The organism is Hymenobacter sp. IS2118, from assembly GCF_000715495.1.
In the GTDB taxonomy this organism is placed as follows: domain Bacteria; phylum Bacteroidota; class Bacteroidia; order Cytophagales; family Hymenobacteraceae; genus Hymenobacter.
On sequence record NZ_JNLX01000060.1, the window covers coordinates 1 to 18250 of the forward strand.

Annotated in this window: 13 protein-coding genes; 6 read left to right on the top strand and 7 right to left on the bottom strand. The window is 57.5% G+C overall.

The features are described from left to right. Positions 1–74: 74 nt before the first annotated feature. The 4 genes from GM79_RS24610 to katG all read right to left on the bottom strand — a co-directional run bounded on the left by GM79_RS24610 (position 75) and on the right by katG (position 8019). Positions 75–1256 carry a DUF6011 domain-containing protein gene (locus GM79_RS24610; protein WP_152559817.1) on the bottom strand — a complete coding sequence of 394 codons (1182 nt, stop codon included), beginning with the start codon at positions 1254–1256 and terminating at the stop codon, positions 75–77. A gap of 31 nt (positions 1257–1287) precedes the next feature. Beyond that, positions 1288–4719: a methylmalonyl-CoA mutase family protein gene (locus GM79_RS04075; protein WP_035559702.1), complete on the bottom strand. Its 3432-nt coding sequence runs from the start codon at positions 4717–4719 to the stop codon at positions 1288–1290. 195 nt (positions 4720–4914) lie between these two features. Continuing rightward, a complete protein-coding gene (locus tag GM79_RS04080) occupies positions 4915–5517 on the bottom strand; it encodes a Uma2 family endonuclease (RefSeq protein ID WP_035559705.1) in 603 nt (200 codons plus the stop codon). 189 nt (positions 5518–5706) lie between these two features. Further along, complete coding sequence (gene katG / locus GM79_RS04085; RefSeq protein ID WP_035559708.1) at positions 5707–8019, bottom strand: catalase/peroxidase HPI; 2313 nt, start codon at positions 8017–8019, stop codon at positions 5707–5709. Between the two features lie 388 nt (positions 8020–8407). On the opposite strand from katG, the gene GM79_RS04090 reads away from it, so the two are divergent. Next, positions 8408–8692, top strand: a complete 285-nt coding sequence (locus tag GM79_RS04090) for a TIGR03643 family protein (RefSeq protein WP_035559711.1) — start codon at positions 8408–8410, stop codon at positions 8690–8692. A 79-nt stretch (positions 8693–8771) separates the two neighbouring features. Here GM79_RS04090 and GM79_RS04095 read toward each other — a convergent pair whose 3' ends face one another. Both GM79_RS04095 and GM79_RS04100 read right to left on the bottom strand, forming a co-directional pair. Then, a complete protein-coding gene (locus GM79_RS04095) occupies positions 8772–9179 on the bottom strand; it encodes a GlcG/HbpS family heme-binding protein (RefSeq protein WP_035559713.1) in 408 nt (135 codons plus the stop codon). Positions 9180–9348: 169 nt separating this feature from the next. Next, the gene (locus GM79_RS04100) at positions 9349–10203 is read right to left on the bottom strand and encodes a hypothetical protein (RefSeq protein ID WP_035559715.1); all 855 of its coding nucleotides are present in this window, start codon (positions 10201–10203) and stop codon (positions 9349–9351) included. Between the two features lie 154 nt (positions 10204–10357). On the opposite strand from GM79_RS04100, the gene lepA reads away from it, so the two are divergent. From lepA to GM79_RS04125, 5 genes are all read left to right on the top strand, one after another. After that, positions 10358–12145 carry a translation elongation factor 4 gene (lepA, locus tag GM79_RS04105; RefSeq protein ID WP_035559717.1) on the top strand — a complete coding sequence of 596 codons (1788 nt, stop codon included), beginning with the start codon at positions 10358–10360 and terminating at the stop codon, positions 12143–12145. A gap of 157 nt (positions 12146–12302) precedes the next feature. Beyond that, a complete protein-coding gene (locus GM79_RS04110) occupies positions 12303–13217 on the top strand; it encodes a bifunctional 5,10-methylenetetrahydrofolate dehydrogenase/5,10-methenyltetrahydrofolate cyclohydrolase (protein WP_035559720.1) in 915 nt (304 codons plus the stop codon). A gap of 199 nt (positions 13218–13416) precedes the next feature. After that, positions 13417–13998, top strand: a complete 582-nt coding sequence (locus GM79_RS04115; RefSeq protein WP_200875580.1) for a 7-carboxy-7-deazaguanine synthase QueE — start codon at positions 13417–13419, stop codon at positions 13996–13998. Between the two features lie 8 nt (positions 13999–14006). Beyond that, positions 14007–15983, top strand: coding sequence for an OmpA family protein (locus tag GM79_RS04120; protein ID WP_035559722.1), 1977 nt, complete (start codon positions 14007–14009; stop codon positions 15981–15983). Between the two features lie 430 nt (positions 15984–16413). Beyond that, positions 16414–16791, top strand: a complete 378-nt coding sequence (locus GM79_RS04125) for a hypothetical protein (RefSeq protein ID WP_035559724.1) — start codon at positions 16414–16416, stop codon at positions 16789–16791. A gap of 90 nt (positions 16792–16881) precedes the next feature. Here the strand turns inward: GM79_RS04125 and GM79_RS04130 are convergent, their stop codons facing one another. Further along, a complete protein-coding gene (locus GM79_RS04130; protein ID WP_035559726.1) occupies positions 16882–18174 on the bottom strand; it encodes a citrate synthase in 1293 nt (430 codons plus the stop codon). Positions 18175–18250 lie beyond the last annotated feature (76 nt).

Consider the following 18250-nt stretch of genomic DNA (forward strand, 5'->3'; position numbering starts at 1 on the left):
CGCCGCGTGGCGTAGCTGGGGAGAAGCAGGAGAAGCTGTTAAGTAGTAATAAATGCCACTATAGAATTAGTTAGCTAAACGGAGCCGCCCATATTCTGTAGGCATATCGGACCGATGCCATACTTGATAGAAATCGAATTAGTTAATGTTTTGCCACAAGCAAAGCAAGAGCCTGTTTCTACCCCGGATGAAAACTCAATCATTTTTCGCCCCCTCACAAATTCACAAAAGAGTATTGCAAAAGGCTTCGCCCCATCAATATTTTGAATAAAACGGCCCTGTTCATTAACACTCCCAATTCGGTTAGCTAGAGATTTACTGTAAATGCGAACCTTACTGGTTGAGTTGGCTAACTCACCTTCTTGTAAGTGAAAAACAATAGTATATTTCTCCTTGTGCGCAGCAGTTAGGGTAATTGTTGGGAAGTCAATACTAGCACTAGTGATATGATAGTTAGTAGGGACTTTAATAGAGGTAATTTTTTTATGAAGCTCAAATTTCCTCAATCCAAGCAAGAAGGTAATTACATGCCCACCATAGTATTCTAAAGCTTGATTTGCTAAAAAATGCAAATTATAAGTCTGTTGGCTATCATGGTTGAATTTTGTTGCGATGTCTCTTGCGATAGGGTCAGCCATCTTACCGCAAAGATTGCTTGCTTGCTGGTGAGTGAAAAAGGAAGGCAGATTCTTATTTGCAAATTCAACTGTTGTTACAGGCTCTGTGAATAAGTTTTTCTCAAATATTAATACATTGATTCTTTTTATAGAATCCAAAGAAGAGTTGTTAATAGCTGATTTGTCAGCGTCTTTCAAATGCTTCGTGAAGGGATTAAATGTTTTGCGGCGTAGCCTGTCTTCTGCATTGAAAGCACGTACCTCCGCCATCATTGCTCGGCTTTGAGCTTCAGAAGCTTTAATTTTCTCTTCTAGCTTATCAATCTTTTTTTGAAGAATGTCTCGGTATTTCTGAGCTTCAACTTTGGTTTTACTGGCAGCTATTGCTGCTCCAAGCCGAGACACCTCCGCCATCTCTTTCTCGTGCCTTCGTGATGCTTCCTCTTCTGGACTGCTGGAAGTCTTATTGCTAGGTGCCCTTGGCTTATGAACCTCTTTCCCAGGTATTACATCAAGTTCTTTACGAAGTTGCACTATCCGCTTTCTGTGCGGCCGAGCTTCAGCAGATGTATTGCTAGCTCTAATGGCAGTACGTAAAAGAGAGATTTCTGCAAGAATTTCCTCAGCGTTTTTAATCATAGTCTTTGAATTAAAAATGGCTTCGAACTCCTTACATATTTCGCCGGTACTGCCCGCCAACCTCAAACAACGCGTTCGTAATCTGGCCCAGTGAGCAAAATTTCACGGTTTCCATCAGCTCGTCAAACAGGTTGCCGTTGGCCACGGCGATTTGCTGGAGCTGCTTGAGGCGCGCCGGCGTTTGGGCCGCGTTGCGCTGGTGCAGCAGGATGAGCATGTCGATTTGGTACTGCTTTTCCTCCTCCGTGGCGCGGATGACTTCGGCTGGCACCACCGTGGGCGAGCCCGTGGACGAGAGGAAGGTATTCACGCCGATGATGGGGTACTCGCCGGTGTGCTTCAGCATCTCGTAGTGCATGCTTTCCTCCTGGATTTTGCCGCGCTGGTACATCGTTTCCATTGCGCCGAGCACGCCGCCGCGCTCCGTGATGCGGTCGAATTCGAGCAGTACCGCCTCTTCCACCAGCTCGGTCAGCTCCTCGATAATGAAGGAGCCTTGCAGCGGGTTTTCATTCTTGGCCAGTCCCAGCTCGCGGTTGATGATGAGCTGAATGGCCATGGCCCGGCGCACCGATTCCTCGGTGGGCGTGGTGATGGCCTCGTCGTAGGCGTTGGTATGCAGCGAGTTGCAGTTGTCGTAGATGGCATACAGCGCCTGCAACGTGGTGCGGATGTCGTTGAAGTCGATTTCCTGCGCGTGCAGGCTGCGGCCCGAGGTCTGGATGTGGTACTTCAGCATTTGGCTGCGGGCGTCGGCGCCGTACTTCAGCTTCATGGCCTTGGCCCAGATGCGGCGCGCCACCCGCCCAATCACGGCGTATTCCGGGTCGATGCCGTTGGAGAAGAAGAAGCTCAGGTTGGGCGCGAAGTCGTTCACGCTCATGCCCCGGCTCACGTAATATTCCACGAACGTGAAGCCGTTGCTCAGCGTCAGGGCCAGCTGCGTAATCGGGTTGGCCCCCGCCTCGGCAATGTGGTAGCCCGAAATCGAAACGGAGTAGAAATTCCTTACCCGCTCGGTGATGAAATACTGCTGCACGTCGCCCATCAACCGCAGGGCAAACTCGGTGCTGAAAATGCAGGTATTCTGCGCCTGGTCTTCCTTTAGAATGTCGGCCTGCACGGTGCCGCGCACCTGCGTCAGCGTCTTAGCCTTGATGGCGGCGTACACGTCGGCGGGCAGCACCTGGTCGCCGGTCACGCCCAGCAGCATGAGGCCCAGGCCGTCGTTGCCGGCCGGCAATTCGCCCTGGTAGTGGGGGCGGGGCTGCCCGTAGCCAGCGTACAGCGCGTCCATTTTCGCGCTCACCTCGTCTTCCAGCCCGTTTTCGCGGATGTATTTCTCGCAGTTCTGGTCGATGGCCGCGTTCATGAAAAACGCCGCCAGCGTGGCCGCCGGCCCGTTAATGGTCATCGAAACCGACGTGCTCGGGGCGCTCAAGTCGAAGCCCGAATACAACTTCTTGGCGTCGTCGAGGCAGGCGATGCTCACGCCCGCGTTGCCGATTTTGCCGTAGATGTCGGGCCGGTGGTCGGGGTCCTCGCCATAGAGCGTCACCGAGTCGAAGGCCGTGCTCAGGCGCTTGGCCGGCAAGCCCATGCTCACGTAGTGGAAGCGGCGGTTGGTGCGCTCCGGCCCGCCCTCGCCGGCAAACATCCGCGTGGGGTCCTCACCCTCGCGCTTGAACGGGAACACGCCCGCCGTGTACGGAAACTCGCCGGGGAAATTCTCCTGCATCGCCCAGCGCAGCCGGTCGCCCCAGCCCGAATAGCGCGGCACCGACACCTTCGGTATCATATTGCCCGACAGCGACTTGGTATGCGTCTGCACCTTAATCTTCTTGCCCCGCACCTCATACACGTACTCCGGGTCGCGGTAATTCTGGAGGGTGGCTTCCCAGTTTTCCAGCAACGCCTGGCTGTCGGCATCCAGCCGGCGCAGCTGCGTCTGCTTGTTCTTGGTAAATTCCTCGATGGTGCTTTCCGAGCTGTTTTTATCGGCGCGGTAGTGCTCCTCCAGTTTGGCAAAGGCTCCGGCCACCTCAGCAATATTGGCCTGCTCGCGCACCCGCTGGTCGTAGGCGCGGTTGCTCTCCGCAATTTCCGACAGGTAGCGGGTGCGGCTCGGCGGGATGATGTAGATTTTCTCCGAATCCTCCACGCTGGTTTCCAGGTGCGAGGCGAAGGTGGCCCCGGTTTTGGTTTCCAGCATCTTCAGCACCGCCCGGTACAGCCGGTTCATGCCGGGGTCGTTGAACTGCGAGGCAATCGTGCCAAACACCGGCATCTGGTCGGTGGCCGTGTCCCACAGCCCGTGGTTGCGCTGGTACTGCTTGCGCACGTCGCGTAGCGCATCCAGCGCCCCGCGCTTATCAAACTTGTTCAGCGCAATCACATCCGCAAAATCGAGCATGTCGATTTTCTCCAGCTGCGTGGCCGCGCCGTACTCCGGCGTCATCACGTACAGGCTGGCGTCGGAGTGCTCAATAATCTCGGTATCGCTCTGGCCGATGCCCGAAGTCTCCAGAATAATCAAATCGTAATTCGCGGCCTTCACCACGTCCACCGCGTCCTGCACGTAGCGCGACAGCGCGAGGTTGCTCTGGCGCGTGGCTAGGCTGCGCATGTACACCCGCGGCGAGTTGATGGCATTCATCCGAATGCGGTCGCCGAGCAACGCCCCGCCTGTCTTGCGCTTGCTGGGGTCCACCGAAATAATGGCGATGGTCTTCTCCGGGAAGTCCATCAGAAACCGCCGCACCAACTCATCCACCAGCGACGACTTGCCCGAGCCGCCCGTGCCGGTAATGCCGAGAATGGGAGCTGTTTTATTAGCTGTTAGCTCAGAGCTGTTCGCTGATAGCTTCTCGTCAGAACGGGAGCTATCAGCTAACAGCTGTTGGCTAAAAGCTCTTTTAAACTCCTCGGGGAAGTTTTCCGCCGCCGAAATCAGGCGGCCGATGCTGCGGGCGTCCTTCTCCTTGACGTGGCTGGCCTCACCGTTCAGGTTCTGGCCCGTGGGGAAGTCGGCTTGTTCCAGCAGGTTGTTAATCATGCCTTGCAGGCCCATCGCGCGGCCATCATCGGGCGAGTAGATGCGGGTGATGCCATAGTCCATTAGGTCGGCAATTTCGGTGGGCAGAATCACGCCGCCGCCGCCGCCGAAGAGCTTGATGTGGCCCGCGCCACGCTCCTGCAGCAAGTCGTGCATGTACTTGAAGTACTCATTGTGCCCGCCCTGGTAACTGGTAATGGCAATGGCCTGTGCATCCTCCTGAATGGCGCAGTCCACAATTTCCTGCACCGAGCGGTTGTGCCCGAGGTGAATAACCTCCGCGCCGCTGCTCTGAATGATGCGGCGCATGATGTTAATAGCCGCATCGTGCCCGTCGAACAAAGCGGCGGCGGTGACGATGCGAACGTGGTTCTTCGGTTTGTAGGGCGCGGTGGGAGCGGGGTGCATATAAATTAGAAGGCAGAGTTGAAGTCCGCCGTTAGGGAGCGTGAAAAACGTGTACGAAGGTACGGAATATGCCCCGGCGGGGTGGCCGGAGAAACAAATTCGAAAGCGGTTTTGCACAGAGCTCACAGAGTTAAAAGAGTTTTTGGGTGTTCCAAACTCTTTTAACTCTGTGCGAAAATTTCTTCGGCGCGGTTACTACCGCAACTTCCGCAAATCCAGCGCAAACCCTACCAGCACGTTCTCGCCCGAAAGCTCCCGCTCAAAGCTCTGCACGGTTTCATAACCAACCTGCCCGGTGCGGAAAATATAGGCCGTTTCATCATCGCAGGAAAGTAGCCAGCCCAGTGCAGTACCGTTGGCGCGGTACTCTTCCAACTTGGCCAGCAGTACCTTCAACGAGTCGGTTTTGGACCGCAGTTCCACTACAAACGGCGGGCAGATGTGCGCGAATTTCTCCTGCTGCTCGGGGCTCAGCGCGTTCCACTGCGCGGCTGGCACCCAGGAGGCATCAGGCGAGCGCACGGCCCCGTTGGGCAGCGTGAAACCTGCGTTGGAATCGAAAATTTCGCCGGCTTCGGGGTGCATGTTCCACCAAGCGTAAAGTTGACCGATGAGCCGAGCGTTACGCTTGCCGGTGAGCGAGAAGGTAGGAGCCATAATCAGGATTTCTTGCTGGGCATTGCGCTCGATGCGCCATTTGCGGTGCTGCTGGCAGAAGGCGAAGAACTCCTCCTCGCTCATGCGGCTCATGTAGGGGTCGTCCAAAACCAAAGGCTCGTCGGCAAAAAGCGGGTTCATGATAAAGGGCTCGTTGGTGAAGTAGCAAGTTACGGTCGAAACGATTGGCCGAGGCTGCGTAAAAACGCAAAACGAAAACAGCCGGACCGCCACTACTGGCGGCCCGGCTGTTGCAGTTGGGGCGGCAGCTACTTACGATGTAGCCGCCCGCTGTCGGGTGTTGTTCGCGGTTCTGAGCGCGGGCAAGCGCTACACTTTCACGTCGTAGCGGTCGAGCATCATCACCTTGTCCCAGGCCTTCACGAACTGCTTCACGAAGCGCTTGTGGCCATCGGCCCCGGCGGCATACACTTCGGCCACGGCGCGCAACTGACTGTTGGCCCCGAACACGAGGTCGGCGCGGGTGGCCGAGTAGCGGTTTTTACCCGAAGCGCGGTCGGTGAGCCAGAAGGTCATGCCGCGCGAGTCCGACTTCTTCCAGTCATAGTCGGTGCTGGTGAGCACGGTGAAGAAGTCGTTGCTCAGCACGCCCACCCGGTCGGTGAAGATGCCGTGGGCGGAGCCGTCGTGGTTGGCGTTCATGGCGCGCAGGCCGCCGGTGAGCGCCACCCACTCGGGGGTGGTGAGCGAGAGCAGCTGCGCCTTGTCGAGGAAAATTTCCTCGGGCGCAACGCCCTGCGAAATCTTATTAAAATCCTGGTCGAGGTAGTTGCGGAAGCCGTCGGCCACCGGCTTCAGCCAGGTAAACATTTCGATATCGGTGAGTTCCTGCGTCGTATCGCGGCGGCCCGGCGTGAAAGGCACCGCAGTGGCCACGCCCGCATCAGCGGCCGCTTTTTCGAGCGCTGCGCAGCCGCCCAGCACGATAAGGTCGGCGAGCGATACGCGCTTGCCGCTGTGGTCTTTGCTGTCCTTGTCCGGGCCGTTGAACTCCTCCATTACCGATTGCAGGGCCGCGATAACGGGCACCGTACGGCGGTTCACTTCCCAGTCCTTCTGCGGCGCCAGCGCCAGGCGGCCACCGTTGGCCCCGCCGCGCTTGTCGCTGCTACGGTGCGTAACCGCCGCCGAAAAAGCGGTGTACACCAGGTCCGAAGCGGAAATATCTGAAGCCAGAATCGACTTTTTCAGCGCCTCAATGTCCGCCGCGTCGATTATGGTATAATCGGCCACCGGAATGGGGTCCTGCCAAAGCAAGTCGTTCTCGTTCACCTTTTCGGGGCCGAGGTAGCGCTCGCGCGGGCCCATGTCGCGGTGGGTCAGCTTGTACCACGCCTTGGAGAAAGCCTGGGTGAAGGCGTCGAAATCGCCGAGGAACTTCTCGCACACCTTGCGGTATTCGGGGTCTTCCTTCAGGGCGATGTCGGAGGTCATCATCATCAGGTCGTTCATCTGGCCTTCGATGTGCGCGTCGGGCGTTTTGGGGGCGTTTTTGTCCACCGGGGTCCACTGTAGCGCGCCGGCCGAGCTCTTGGTCTGCTCCCAGTCAAACTTGAACAGGTTGATGAGGTAGTCGTTATCCCACTGCGTTGGGTTGGGCGTCCAGCTGCCCTCAATGCCGTTGGTGCTCGTGTTTTCGGCGTTGCCCTTGCCCTTGGGGTTGTGCCAGCCCAGGCCCATCTGCTCCATGGGCGCAATCTCGGGCTGCACGCCAATTTCGGCGGCCGGCACCATGCCGTGGCTTTTGCCGAAGGCGTGGCCGCCGGCAATCAGGGCCACGGTTTCCTCGTTGTTCATGGCCATGCGGGTAAACGTAATCCGAATGTCGCGGGCCGAGCCCAGCGGGTCGCCCTTGCCGTAAGGGCCTTCGGGGTTTACGTAAATCAGGGATTGGTGGGAGGCCGCCAGCGGGTTTTCCAGGTCGTAGTCGGCATCGCCGTTGCGGCCGCGCCAGCGCTTGTCGCGGCTTACCATTTCGTCGGGGGTGTGTTTCTTATGCCCGTCCCATACTTCCGGGCCCCAGTAAGTGCCGTTATCGGCCTCCCAGGCATCTTGGCGACCGCCGGCGAAGCCGTAAGTAGGGAAGCCCATGATTTCCAGCGCGCAGTTACCCGTCAACACAATGAGGTCGGCCCACGAAAGGGCGCTGCCGTACTTCTGCTTGATGGGCCAGATGAGGCGGCGCGACTTGTCGGTGTTGCCGTTGTCCCACCAGCTGTCGATGGGGGCAAAGCGCTGCAAGGCTTCCCCGGCGCCGCCCCGGCCGTCGGCAATGCGGTAGGTGCCGGCCGAGTGCCAGGCCATGCGAATCATCTGCGGCCCGTAGTTATTGTAGTCCGACGGCCACCAATCCACCGAAGTAGTGAGGAAGGTTTTGATTTCGGTTTTCAGCGCCTCCAGGTCGATGCTGTTGAATGCTTCGGCATAGTTGAAGTCGTCGCCGAGCGGGTTGGCCTGCGGGCCATTCTGGTGCAGCTGCTCCACTTTCAGCCGGTTGGGGTACCAGTCGGAGAGGGCGGGCGGCGTGCCCTGCACGCCGCCGATGCGGTCGCCGCCAAAGGGGCATTGACCGCCCATCTCGAATGTTGTGGTGTCGGTTTTATCGTTGCTTATGGGTTTCATTCTGGATTCTTCTAGAGTGGGTCTTTTTAACCAAACGCATGTTTTGGTTTAACTGTTTTGCGATTTTATCACCGAAAGGTTTTCTGCTTCTGTAACTCCAGTAGGATATTTTTTGTCTGTGTCTGCGCATGTAGCTCGCTCTTCGTGGCGGATATTTCTGGATGAGTCATCCAATACGAAAAGAGGGAAAGTACGTGAAGCAACCTGCCGCACAGACACTGCCAGAGTCCGTAGCTTAAACAGATATACCGCTAAAAGGATGCTGAATATTGACGCAGCGCCTGGTATCGTTTATTGTAATAGCCTACAATTTGAGGAAGGCCAAAACGCGCTTTTGACTGTTATACCGGGGCCAACCGCTACGCTTGCTACTAATCAATAAATGAGGATGAAACCACCCGAACTAAGCCCGGCCGACATTGACCGCATCATCGAAATGGCCTGGGAAGACCGTACGCCGTTCGAAGCCATTGAAGCGCAATTCGGCCTGCCCGAGGCCGAAGTTATCAAGCTGATGCGGCGGGAAATGAAGGCTTCTTCGTGGCGCATGTGGCGGGCCCGCGTGCAGGGCCGGGCCACCAAGCACCGCGTCAAAAGCGCCGTCGATGACGCCCGCTTTAAGTCCACGCTGCAGAAAAATATCACTTTCAACAAGATTTCCAAGCGCCGGTAGCACCCCGCGCGGCGGCGTAAACGCAAACAGCCGGGCTCCCTGAATAGGAAGCCCGGCTGCTTTGATTTTGCGCGGTAAACTAGTTGTTCTCCAGTGCCTTCACGCCGGCTTCGGCCACGGCATGGTCGTCTTCCACGGTGCTGCCCGATACGCCGATGGCGCCCATTACCCCCCCGCTGCGTCCCTTGATGGGGATGCCGCCGGGGAAGGTGATGAGGCCGCCGTTGGAGTGCTCAATACCGAAAAGCGAGCCGCCGGGCTGCGACAACCCGCCGATAGCGCCGGTGGGCATGTCGAAAAAGCGGGCCGTCTTGGCTTTCTTGATGGAGATGTCGAGCGAGCCGAGCCAGGCGTCGTCCATGCGAATGAAGGCGACGAGATTGGCCCCGGCATCTACCACGGCAATGTTCATCTTCACGTTCATGGCCACGGCTTTCTGGTGGGCGGCCTTGAGGGCCAACTGCGCTTGTTCTAAGGTGATTCCCATGAGATTGTTGGATTTGAAAGAAAAAAGGTTCCCTGTCACAACGGCTTTCGACCCGGCATGTTCACTTTCAAGCAGTATTTGCGCAGCTGCAACCCGGCTTTCTGGCACAGGCTGCCGAAGCATTTTGTCGGATGCTGGCTGTTAAATCCTCCGCTTCACTCGCGGGTATTTACCCAAATGCTACGGGCGGGCTCAGGGCAAGGCGCCACGCCAGGGCCACCAGCACGGCTAGTCCCACCAGCCCCCAGGCCACGTTGGTGGGGAGCGCACGCCGCACGGTTTCGGAAAACGTTTCATTCAAACAACCCGCCGCCATTGGCAGGAGTAGCAAGCCCATTGCCAGCAGATGCAACACTTCCTGGATGGATAGGTAGGGCAGCTTGGCTACCGAAATAAACAGCCCGCCAACCACCCAAGGCACTATTAAGGTTGAAAATACCATCAGCTTGCGGTTGAAATGGCGCATCACCGTTCGCGAATCGTGGGCCTGCAGGAAGGCAACCGCCCCGAAATAGCCCAACCCCAGCTGAACCAGCCCCGCCAGACCGGCCAAAATATAGTCGAGCACCTTGCCCATTTTGAACAGCCAATCCGGAACATAGTAAAAACCTGAGTGCGTAAATGTGTCGGCCAGCAGCGCGCCAAATACGGCATTGCAGCTGTGGAAAGTGAGCCACAGCAACAGGAGCTTGAACAGGCCGCGCTGCGCGCGGGCATACCGCCAGAACCACACGAACGCGGCCAAGCCCACCACCAGGCAGAGGGCCGGCCCCACGGCATATACCGTCACCACGGCCTTGCGCCACCACTCATTATCAGCCATGGTGTAAACCACACGGCTGGGCGTCCACATGCCGCGCAGGTGCCAAAACCGGGATAATCCAAACTTCGCGGCATCGTGCAGGCCCCACACCAGATAGTACGTGAGGATGTACAGGGCGGCCCCGTTGAAGGCGGCAACCAAAAATTTGGATTTGTCTGTTTCGGAAGAAATAGCAGCAGGCGTAGTGGTTTCCGATTGCATGAGCAAGTGGTGAAATGGATGCCAAAAAGGGCAACCAGCAAAACTAAGAACCTGAAATCATAAAACCAGCTATAGCATAGTATTCGCCCCAGGGCCATCGGCTGGCTTTTGCGCCCCGTGCTTCGTACCTTCGCGGACTGAAAAACCGCCTCCTGTGAAGAATATCCGCAACTTTTGCATCATTGCCCACATCGACCACGGGAAAAGTACCCTGGCCGACCGCCTGTTGGAGTTTACCAGCACCGTGGCCAAGCGCGACATGCAGGCCCAACTGCTCGACAACATGGACCTGGAGCGCGAGCGCGGCATCACCATCAAGAGCCACGCCATTCAGATGCAGTACCCCTACAAAGGGGAAATCTACACGCTGAACCTGATTGACACGCCCGGCCACGTCGACTTTAGCTACGAAGTGAGCCGTAGCATTGCCGCCTGCGAAGGCGCTTTGCTGATTGTGGATGCTTCGCAGGGCATTGAGGCCCAGACGATTTCCAACCTGTACCTCGCCATCGGGGCCAATCTGGAAATCATTCCGGTGCTCAACAAAATCGACCTGCCGCACGCTATGCCGGAAGAGGTGACCGACGAAATCGTGGACCTGATTGGTTGCGAGCCCGGCGATATCCTGCACGCCTCAGGCAAAACCGGCATCGGTATCGAAGCCATCCTCAACGCCATCTGCGACCGGATTCCGGCCCCTAAAGGCGACCCGGAAGCTCCTTTGCAGGCGTTGATTTTCGACTCGGTTTTCAACTCCTACCGGGGCATCGAAGTCCTGTTCCGCATCAAAAACGGCACCATGCGCAAAGGCGACAAGGTGAAGTTTATGGCCACGGGGAAGGAATACGGGGCCGACGAAATCGGTATTTTGGGCCTCAACCAGGAGCCGCGCCAGGAAATGAGCGCCGGCAACGTGGGCTACCTCATCTCGGGCATCAAGGAAGCCCGCGAGGTGAAAGTGGGCGACACGATTACGCACGTGGCGCGCCCTACCACCGAAGCTATTCAGGGCTTTGCCGATGTGAAGCCAATGGTGTTCGCCGGTATTTACCCCGTCGAAACCACCGAGTACGAAGAGCTGCGCTCTTGCATGGAAAAGCTGCAGCTCAACGACGCCTCGCTGGTGTGGGAGCCCGAAACGTCGGTGGCGCTGGGCTTCGGCTTCCGCTGCGGCTTTCTGGGCATGCTGCACATGGAAATTGTGCAGGAGCGCCTGGAGCGCGAGTTCAACATGACGGTGATTACCACGGTGCCGAGCGTGCAGTTCCACGCCATCGGCACCAAGGACCAAATGCTGACCATCAACGCGCCGAGCGAGATGCCGGACCCGAACATGATAAAGCTCATCGAAGAGCCCTTCATCAGGGCCCAGATTATCACAGCTTCGGACTACGTGGGCCCCATCATCACGCTGTGCATGGACAAGCGCGGCATTATCAAGGGCCAGTCCTACCTCACCTCCGAGCGGGTGGAAATGACCTTTGAGCTGCCGCTGTCCGAAATTGTATTCGACTTCTTTGATAAGCTTAAAACCATCAGCCGCGGCTACGCCTCGCTCGACTACGAGCTGATTGGCTTCCGCGAAGCCGACATGGTGAAGCTGGACGTGATGCTGAACGGCGAAAAAGTGGACGCCCTCTCGGCCATCGTGCACCGCTCCAAGAGCTACCAGTGGGGCAGCCGCCTCTGCGAGAAGCTGCGCGAGCTGCTGCCCCGCCAGATGTTCGACATCGCCATTCAGGCGTCTATCGGGCAGAAAATCATCGCCCGCGAAACCGTGAAGGCCCTGCGCAAAAACGTAATTGCCAAGTGCTACGGTGGCGACATCAGCCGGAAGCGCAAGCTGCTCGAAAAGCAGAAAGAAGGCAAAAAGCGGATGCGCTCCGTGGGCTCCGTCGAAATCCCCCAGGAAGCTTTCCTGGCCGTTCTGAAAATTGATTGATTTGTAAAAAGCGGCTTTCGGGCCGCTTTTTTTATGCGTTTTGTCAGGCTGACGCAGGAAGCATCTCATCACGGCTGCCTCATGTCAGATTTGCTATCACTTGCCGTGCGAGGCGTGAAAAGGTCCTTCGCGGTACTTAGGATGCCACACCCGTTTTATGAATTCCGTAACCACCACCAACCTCATCGACGGCAAGCAAACCGCCGAGGACATTAAAGTTGAAATCGCGGCGGCCGTGGCCTCCCTCAAAGCCCAGGGCAAAAAGGTGCCGCACCTGGCCGCCATTCTCGTGGGCCACGACGGGGGCTCCGAAACCTACGTGCGCAACAAAGTGCTGGCCTGCGAGCGGGTCGGGTTCCAGTCCACGCTGCTGCGCTACGAAGATGACATCACCGAGGCCGACCTGCTGGCCAAAGTAGCCGAGCTGAACCAGGACCCCGAGATTGACGGCTTCATTGTGCAGCTCCCGCTACCGGCCCACATCAACCCCGAAAAGGTCATCGAGGCCATCCGCCCGGAGAAAGACGTGGACGGTTTTCACCCCATGAACATTGGCCGGATGGTGGCCGGCCTGCCCGCCCTGCTGCCCGCCACGCCCTCGGGCATTGTGGAGCTGCTGGCGCGGCAGGGCATCAAAACCAGCGGCAAGCACTGCGTGGTTATCGGCCGTTCCAACATTGTAGGTACGCCGGTTAGTATACTGTTGGCCAAGAATTTGGATACGGCCAACTGCACGGTTACTTTATGTCATTCGCGCACCCGGAACCTGGCCGAAATCTGCCGCACTGCCGACATCGTGGTGGCAGCTATCGGACGGCCCGAGTTCGTGACGGCCGACATGGTGCGGCCCGGCGCCGTGGTGATTGACGTGGGCACGACCCGCGTGGCCGATGCCAGCAAGAAGAGCGGCTACACGCTCAAGGGCGATGTGAATTTTGCTGAGGTGGCGCCTCTGGCGTCGGCTATTACGCCCGTGCCGGGCGGGGTTGGCCCGATGACCATTGCCATGCTGTTACTCAATACGCTCCGCGCTGCCACGGGCGAAATATACCCCAATCCTACCCGCGGATAGTTAGGAATATTTGGTTAAGCTTTAGCTAAGCCGTACTTTTAAAGTCCGGCCTTGGGAACGGTGTGTTCCTGTGTCAACGTTCAGACTGCTGTGCTTTCTGACGCATTACGTTATGATTACCGTGAATTTGCTTTCTCCAGAAATAGTTGTATTAAATGGTGCTGAAGTGGCACCGGTATCGGGCTTGCTGCTGCCTGTCATGGAGCAGTTCTACACCATTCAGGGCGAAGGCTATAATACTGGCCGGGCCGCCTACTTCATTCGGTTGGGTGGCTGCGACGTGGGCTGCGTTTGGTGCGACGTAAAGGAGTCGTGGGATGCCGACGCGCACCCGCGCCAGTCCGTGGCCCAATTGGTCGAAGCGGTACTGGCCCATCCCGGCCGCGACGTGGTAATTACCGGTGGCGAGCCGCTGATGCACGAGTTGGGGCCGCTCACAACGGCCCTGCACGCCGCCGGCTGCCGCACCTGGCTCGAAACCTCGGGCGCGCACCCGCTGTCGGGTACCTGGGACTGGATTTGCTTGTCGCCCAAGAAGTTTAAGGCACCGCTGCCGGACGTGCTGGCGGCGGCCCACGAGCTGAAGGTGGTCATTTTTAATGGGCACGATTTTGCTTGGGCCGAAGAACACGCGGCACAGGTACCGGCCGCAGCCCGCCTCTACCTGCAGCCCGAATGGAGCCGGGCCGCCCGGATGACGCCCGAGCTGGTCGAATACGTGAAGCAGCACCCGCGCTGGCAGGTTTCGCTGCAAACGCATAAGTATCTAGACATCCCGTAGCTTATTCTATGCGTGCTATTTCAGTGGTGGGAGCTTTGCGGCTCGGAACGACGTTTCTGGTATGGCTGCTGCTCCTGGTTCCGGCCTGGAGCCAGACTCCTGTTAAAATTGCGCCGCCTACCAACACCAAGGCCCGCAACCTGCTCGAAAAAGCCCAGCAACAGGTCAAGGAGCGGGACTTCATCAAGGCCATCGAAAGCCTGAACCAGCTCAACGAGAAGTTCCCCTCGTTTGGGGAGCCGTACCTGATGAAGGGCTCGCTGCTGAAGGCAATTGGCAACAACCGGGGCGCCCTGGCGGCCTACCGCGACGGCTTGAGCAAAGTGGCGCTCGACGCCTCTCACGCCGCCGAATACCAGCTGCTGGGCGACCTGGCCCTGAGCTACGGCGAGTACCAAACCGCGCTGGACGCTTATAAGATGCTGCTGAAAGTGGCGCCCAAAACCTACCGCAACCTGGCCAAAGCCGAGCGGCAGCTGCGTACCTGCGAGTTTGCGCTGGAAGCCCTCAAAAACCCCGTGGGCGAGGCGCCGGTGCCGTTGCCGGCGCCACTCAACGCCTTTAAGTTCCAGTATTTTCCGGCCCTTACTGCCGATAACCGGTTTCTGCTCTTCACGGGCCGGCCGGCCGCCAGCAGCGGCGAAGACCTGTTTGTGAGCCGCCAGAACAAGGATGCCACTTTTGGGGCGCCGGTGCCCATCTCGCGCGCCATCAATACCAGCTATAACGAAGGGGCCGGCACGATTTCGGGCGATGGTAAAACCCTGGTTTTTGCCTCCTGCGACCGTCCCAAGGCCATCGGCAACTGCGATTTGTACATTTCGCGGCGCACCGGCAACAACTGGAGCGCTCCGGCCAATCTGGGCATCAACGTGAATTCTACGGAGTGGGACTCGCAGCCCTCGCTTTCGGCCGACGGGCGCACGCTCTACTTCACCTCGACCCGGCGCGGCGGCCAAGGACAGGAAGATATTTACGTGACCACCCTGCAAGCCAACGGCGGTTGGAGCCCCGCCCAGAACCTGGGCACGCCCGTAAACACCGCTGGCAAGGACATGGCCCCCTTTATTCATGCCAGCGGCACCACGCTTTATTACGTCACCGACGGGCTGGTGGGCATGGGCGGGCTCGACGTGTTCCGGTGCGAGCAGGGTGCGGATGCGAAGTGGAGCGAACCCAAAAACCTGGGTTATCCGCTCAATACCTTCGAAAACGAAGCTTCGCTTTTCATTACTTCGGATAACCAGAAGGGGTTTTGCTCGCGCAGCCGCGCTTCTGACGAGCCCGCCGCTGGCTCGCGCCTGGTGCGCGAACGGCCGGTGGAGCTGTTCAGCTTCGCGGTGGCGCCCGTGGTGAAGGCCCGCGAAACCAGCACTTACACGCAGGGCCGGGTGTTCGATGCCATCACGAAGAAGCCGCTCAAAGCCGAAGTCAAACTCTATGACATCGATACCGACGTGCTGACGCAATTTGTGACCTCAGACCCGGAGTATGGTGACTACACGGTGGTGCTGAACGAGGGCCACCACTACGCCATGTACGCCGCCGCCGACAAATACCTGCTCAAAAGCCTCAGTTTTGACTATTCCGACAAGCGTGCTTTCGACCCACTGACCCTGGATATTTACCTGGAGCCCGTGCGCGCCGGACGCACTATGGTGCTGAATAACCTGTTTTTCGACACCAACCAGTACGAGCTTAAACCTAAATCCAGAACTGAGCTAAACCGCCTCATCGAGTTCCTGCGCCAGTACCAGGACGTGCAGATACAGGTTTCGGGTTTCACCGATAACGTGGGCACCTCCGAAGCCAACCTGCAGCTTTCGGAGCGGCGGGCCCAATCAGTCGTTACGTACCTGGCGGGCCACGGCATTGCGCCCGCCCGCCTACGTGCCAAAGGCTACGGGGACCGCAACCCCCTTGCACCCAACGATACCGAGGCGAACCGGCAACTCAACCGCCGCATCGAGCTGCGTATTCTGTAAACTGCCAGTTTTGAGCAGTAGCCAGCTGCCATTATACTAGCTCGAACCAGCATAATTACCTGATGAGGTACTCTAAAACGGTCTTCCAAGCCGCTGCTTTGCGGTATGGTCCTGAACCCGAAAAGCGGCGAAAAGTGCGGTTTTACTTAAAGTAAGGCTTTAGGTAAATGATAATATAATATCATTTTGGTGGGAAATAAATATGGCTTGCCTGATGGCAGGCTTTTTTTTGGCCTAATGACGTTATTTTTTTGTCGAATCTATAATATTTAAAATCAATATTTTATGTGACTCAGTAGAAATCGTTGCATGCAAAAAGTGCCAAAAAAAATATATTTCGTTCAAAAATAAATTGTGCTTACGTTTGAACCAGTCAACCAATAGCCATTTGGCATTCTCGCAACTTTTTTCACCTTAAACCCCCAAACCCATGAAAAATTTGTTTTTCGCTACTTGCATTGCTGCAGGCGTTAGCATCTCGCCGGCCGCCCAGGCTGCTGGTCCGGGCGACGGCTCTTACTCGCAAGCCATGATGAGCCGGGCCACCACGCTCACCCGGGCGCTGGCCAACCGCATCCACTTCAACGAGGCCCAGTACCTGGCCGTGAAGCAGCTGCACCTGAACATGCTCACGGAGCGTCGCGATTTGGAGATTCTGCTCAACGGTGCCAGCGCCGAAGAGCGCGACACGCAGCTCTCGTGGGCGCAGCAGCGCTATGAAAGCGAGCTGATGTACCTGCTCAAGCCCCAGCAGCTGCTGGCTTACCAGGCCCTTCGCACCAATTTCACTGCCCACCGCGTGAAGTAGGGGAGGGACTTGCTTACCGACTCACCCGGCCACGAAAAAGCCCGCTTTGCAGAGCGGGCTTTTTTTGTGTTTGCCGTAGGCAAAAGATGGCTAGGCGCGCTCGGCAATACCAACGTAGTCGCGTTCCAGCTCGCCGGTGTAAATCTGGCGGGGGCGGCCGATGGGCTCCTTGTTCTCGCGCATTTCCTTCCACTGGGCAATCCAGCCGGGCAGACGGCCCAGGGCAAACATCACCGTGAACATCTCGGTCGGGATGCCCAGGGCTTTATAGATGATGCCGGAATAGAAGTCGACGTTCGGGTACAGCTTGCGCTCCACGAAGTACTCGTCGGTGAGTGCCGCTTGTTCCAGCTCCTGTGCGATTTTTAGCAGCGGGCTGTCCTGCAGGCCCAAGGCGTGCAATACTTCGTCGGCCGCCTTTTTGATGATGGTGGCGCGGGGGTCGAAGTTTTTGTAGACGCGGTGGCCGAAGCCCATGAGGCGGAACGAATCGTTCTTATCCTTGGCTTTGGCTATCCATTTGCTGGTGTCGCCGCCGTCGGCTTCGATAGATTCCAGCATTTCAACCACTTCTTGGTTGGCACCGCCGTGCAGGGGGCCCCACAAGGCGTTGATGCCCGCCGAAACCGAGCCGTAGAGGCTGGCATTGGCCGAGCCCACCAGGCGAACGGTACTGGTCGAGCAGTTCTGCTCGTGGTCGGCGTGCAGGATGAGCAGCTTGTTGAGGGCGCTTACTACAATTGGGTTGACTTCGTACTTCTCCGTCGGGAAGCTGAACATCATGTAGAGGAAGTTGGCGCAATAATCCAGGTCGTTGCGCGGGTAGATGAGCGGGTGGCCCACCGAGTTCTTATAGCTCCAGGCGGCGATGGTCGAAATCTTGGCCATAAGGCGCACGATGTTCAAATCCAGCTCTTCCTTGCTGATTTCGGGCGCGATGCTCTTCGGATAGAACGCCGTGAGCGAACAAATCAGCGAAGACAAGATGCCCATGGGGTGGGCTGACGAGGGGAAGCCATCGAGAATCTTGCGGATGTCCTCGTGCACGAGGGTGTGCTGCGTGATGCTGTGGTTGAAGGCGGCAAATTCCTTTTCCGTGGGCAGGGCGCCGTAAATCAGCAAGTAGGCGACTTCCAGAAAGCTGGATTTTTCGGCCAACTGCTCAATGGGGTAGCCGCGATACCGGAGAATGCCTTCTTCGCCGTCGAGAAACGTGATAGCACTTTTGGTGGCGCCGGTGTTTTTGTAGCCCGAATCGAGGGTGACATAGCCGGTTTGGTCGCGCAGTTTGCCGATATCAAACGCTTTTTCGTGTTCGGTGCCTTCAATGACGGGCAAGGTGATGGATTTGCCGTCGAGGATAAGTTCAGCAGATTCTGCCATGGGCGGGAGTGATGAAAGAGAAGTTACGGTGCGAAACTACGGCACAAGCCGTAAACCGGGAAGATTTCCAGCCATT

Bases quoted from the DNA above. Each gene is read 5' to 3' on its own strand.
- GM79_RS24610 (WP_152559817.1), bottom strand. From the start codon at position 1,256: ATGATTAAAAACGCTGAGGAAATTCTTGCAGAAATCTCTCTTTTACGT.
- GM79_RS04075 (WP_035559702.1), bottom strand. From the start codon at position 4,719: ATGCACCCCGCTCCCACCGCGCCCTACAAACCGAAGAACCACGTTCGC.
- GM79_RS04080 (WP_035559705.1), bottom strand. From the start codon at position 5,517: ATGAACCCGCTTTTTGCCGACGAGCCTTTGGTTTTGGACGACCCCTAC.
- katG (WP_035559708.1), bottom strand. From the start codon at position 8,019: ATGAAACCCATAAGCAACGATAAAACCGACACCACAACATTCGAGATG.
- GM79_RS04090 (WP_035559711.1), top strand. From the start codon at position 8,408: ATGAAACCACCCGAACTAAGCCCGGCCGACATTGACCGCATCATCGAA.
- GM79_RS04095 (WP_035559713.1), bottom strand. From the start codon at position 9,179: ATGGGAATCACCTTAGAACAAGCGCAGTTGGCCCTCAAGGCCGCCCAC.
- GM79_RS04100 (WP_035559715.1), bottom strand. From the start codon at position 10,203: ATGCAATCGGAAACCACTACGCCTGCTGCTATTTCTTCCGAAACAGAC.
- GM79_RS04110 (WP_035559720.1), top strand. From the start codon at position 12,303: ATGAATTCCGTAACCACCACCAACCTCATCGACGGCAAGCAAACCGCC.
- GM79_RS04115 (WP_200875580.1), top strand. From the start codon at position 13,417: ATGGAGCAGTTCTACACCATTCAGGGCGAAGGCTATAATACTGGCCGG.
- GM79_RS04120 (WP_035559722.1), top strand. From the start codon at position 14,007: ATGCGTGCTATTTCAGTGGTGGGAGCTTTGCGGCTCGGAACGACGTTT.
- GM79_RS04125 (WP_035559724.1), top strand. From the start codon at position 16,414: ATGAAAAATTTGTTTTTCGCTACTTGCATTGCTGCAGGCGTTAGCATC.
- GM79_RS04130 (WP_035559726.1), bottom strand. From the start codon at position 18,174: ATGGCAGAATCTGCTGAACTTATCCTCGACGGCAAATCCATCACCTTG.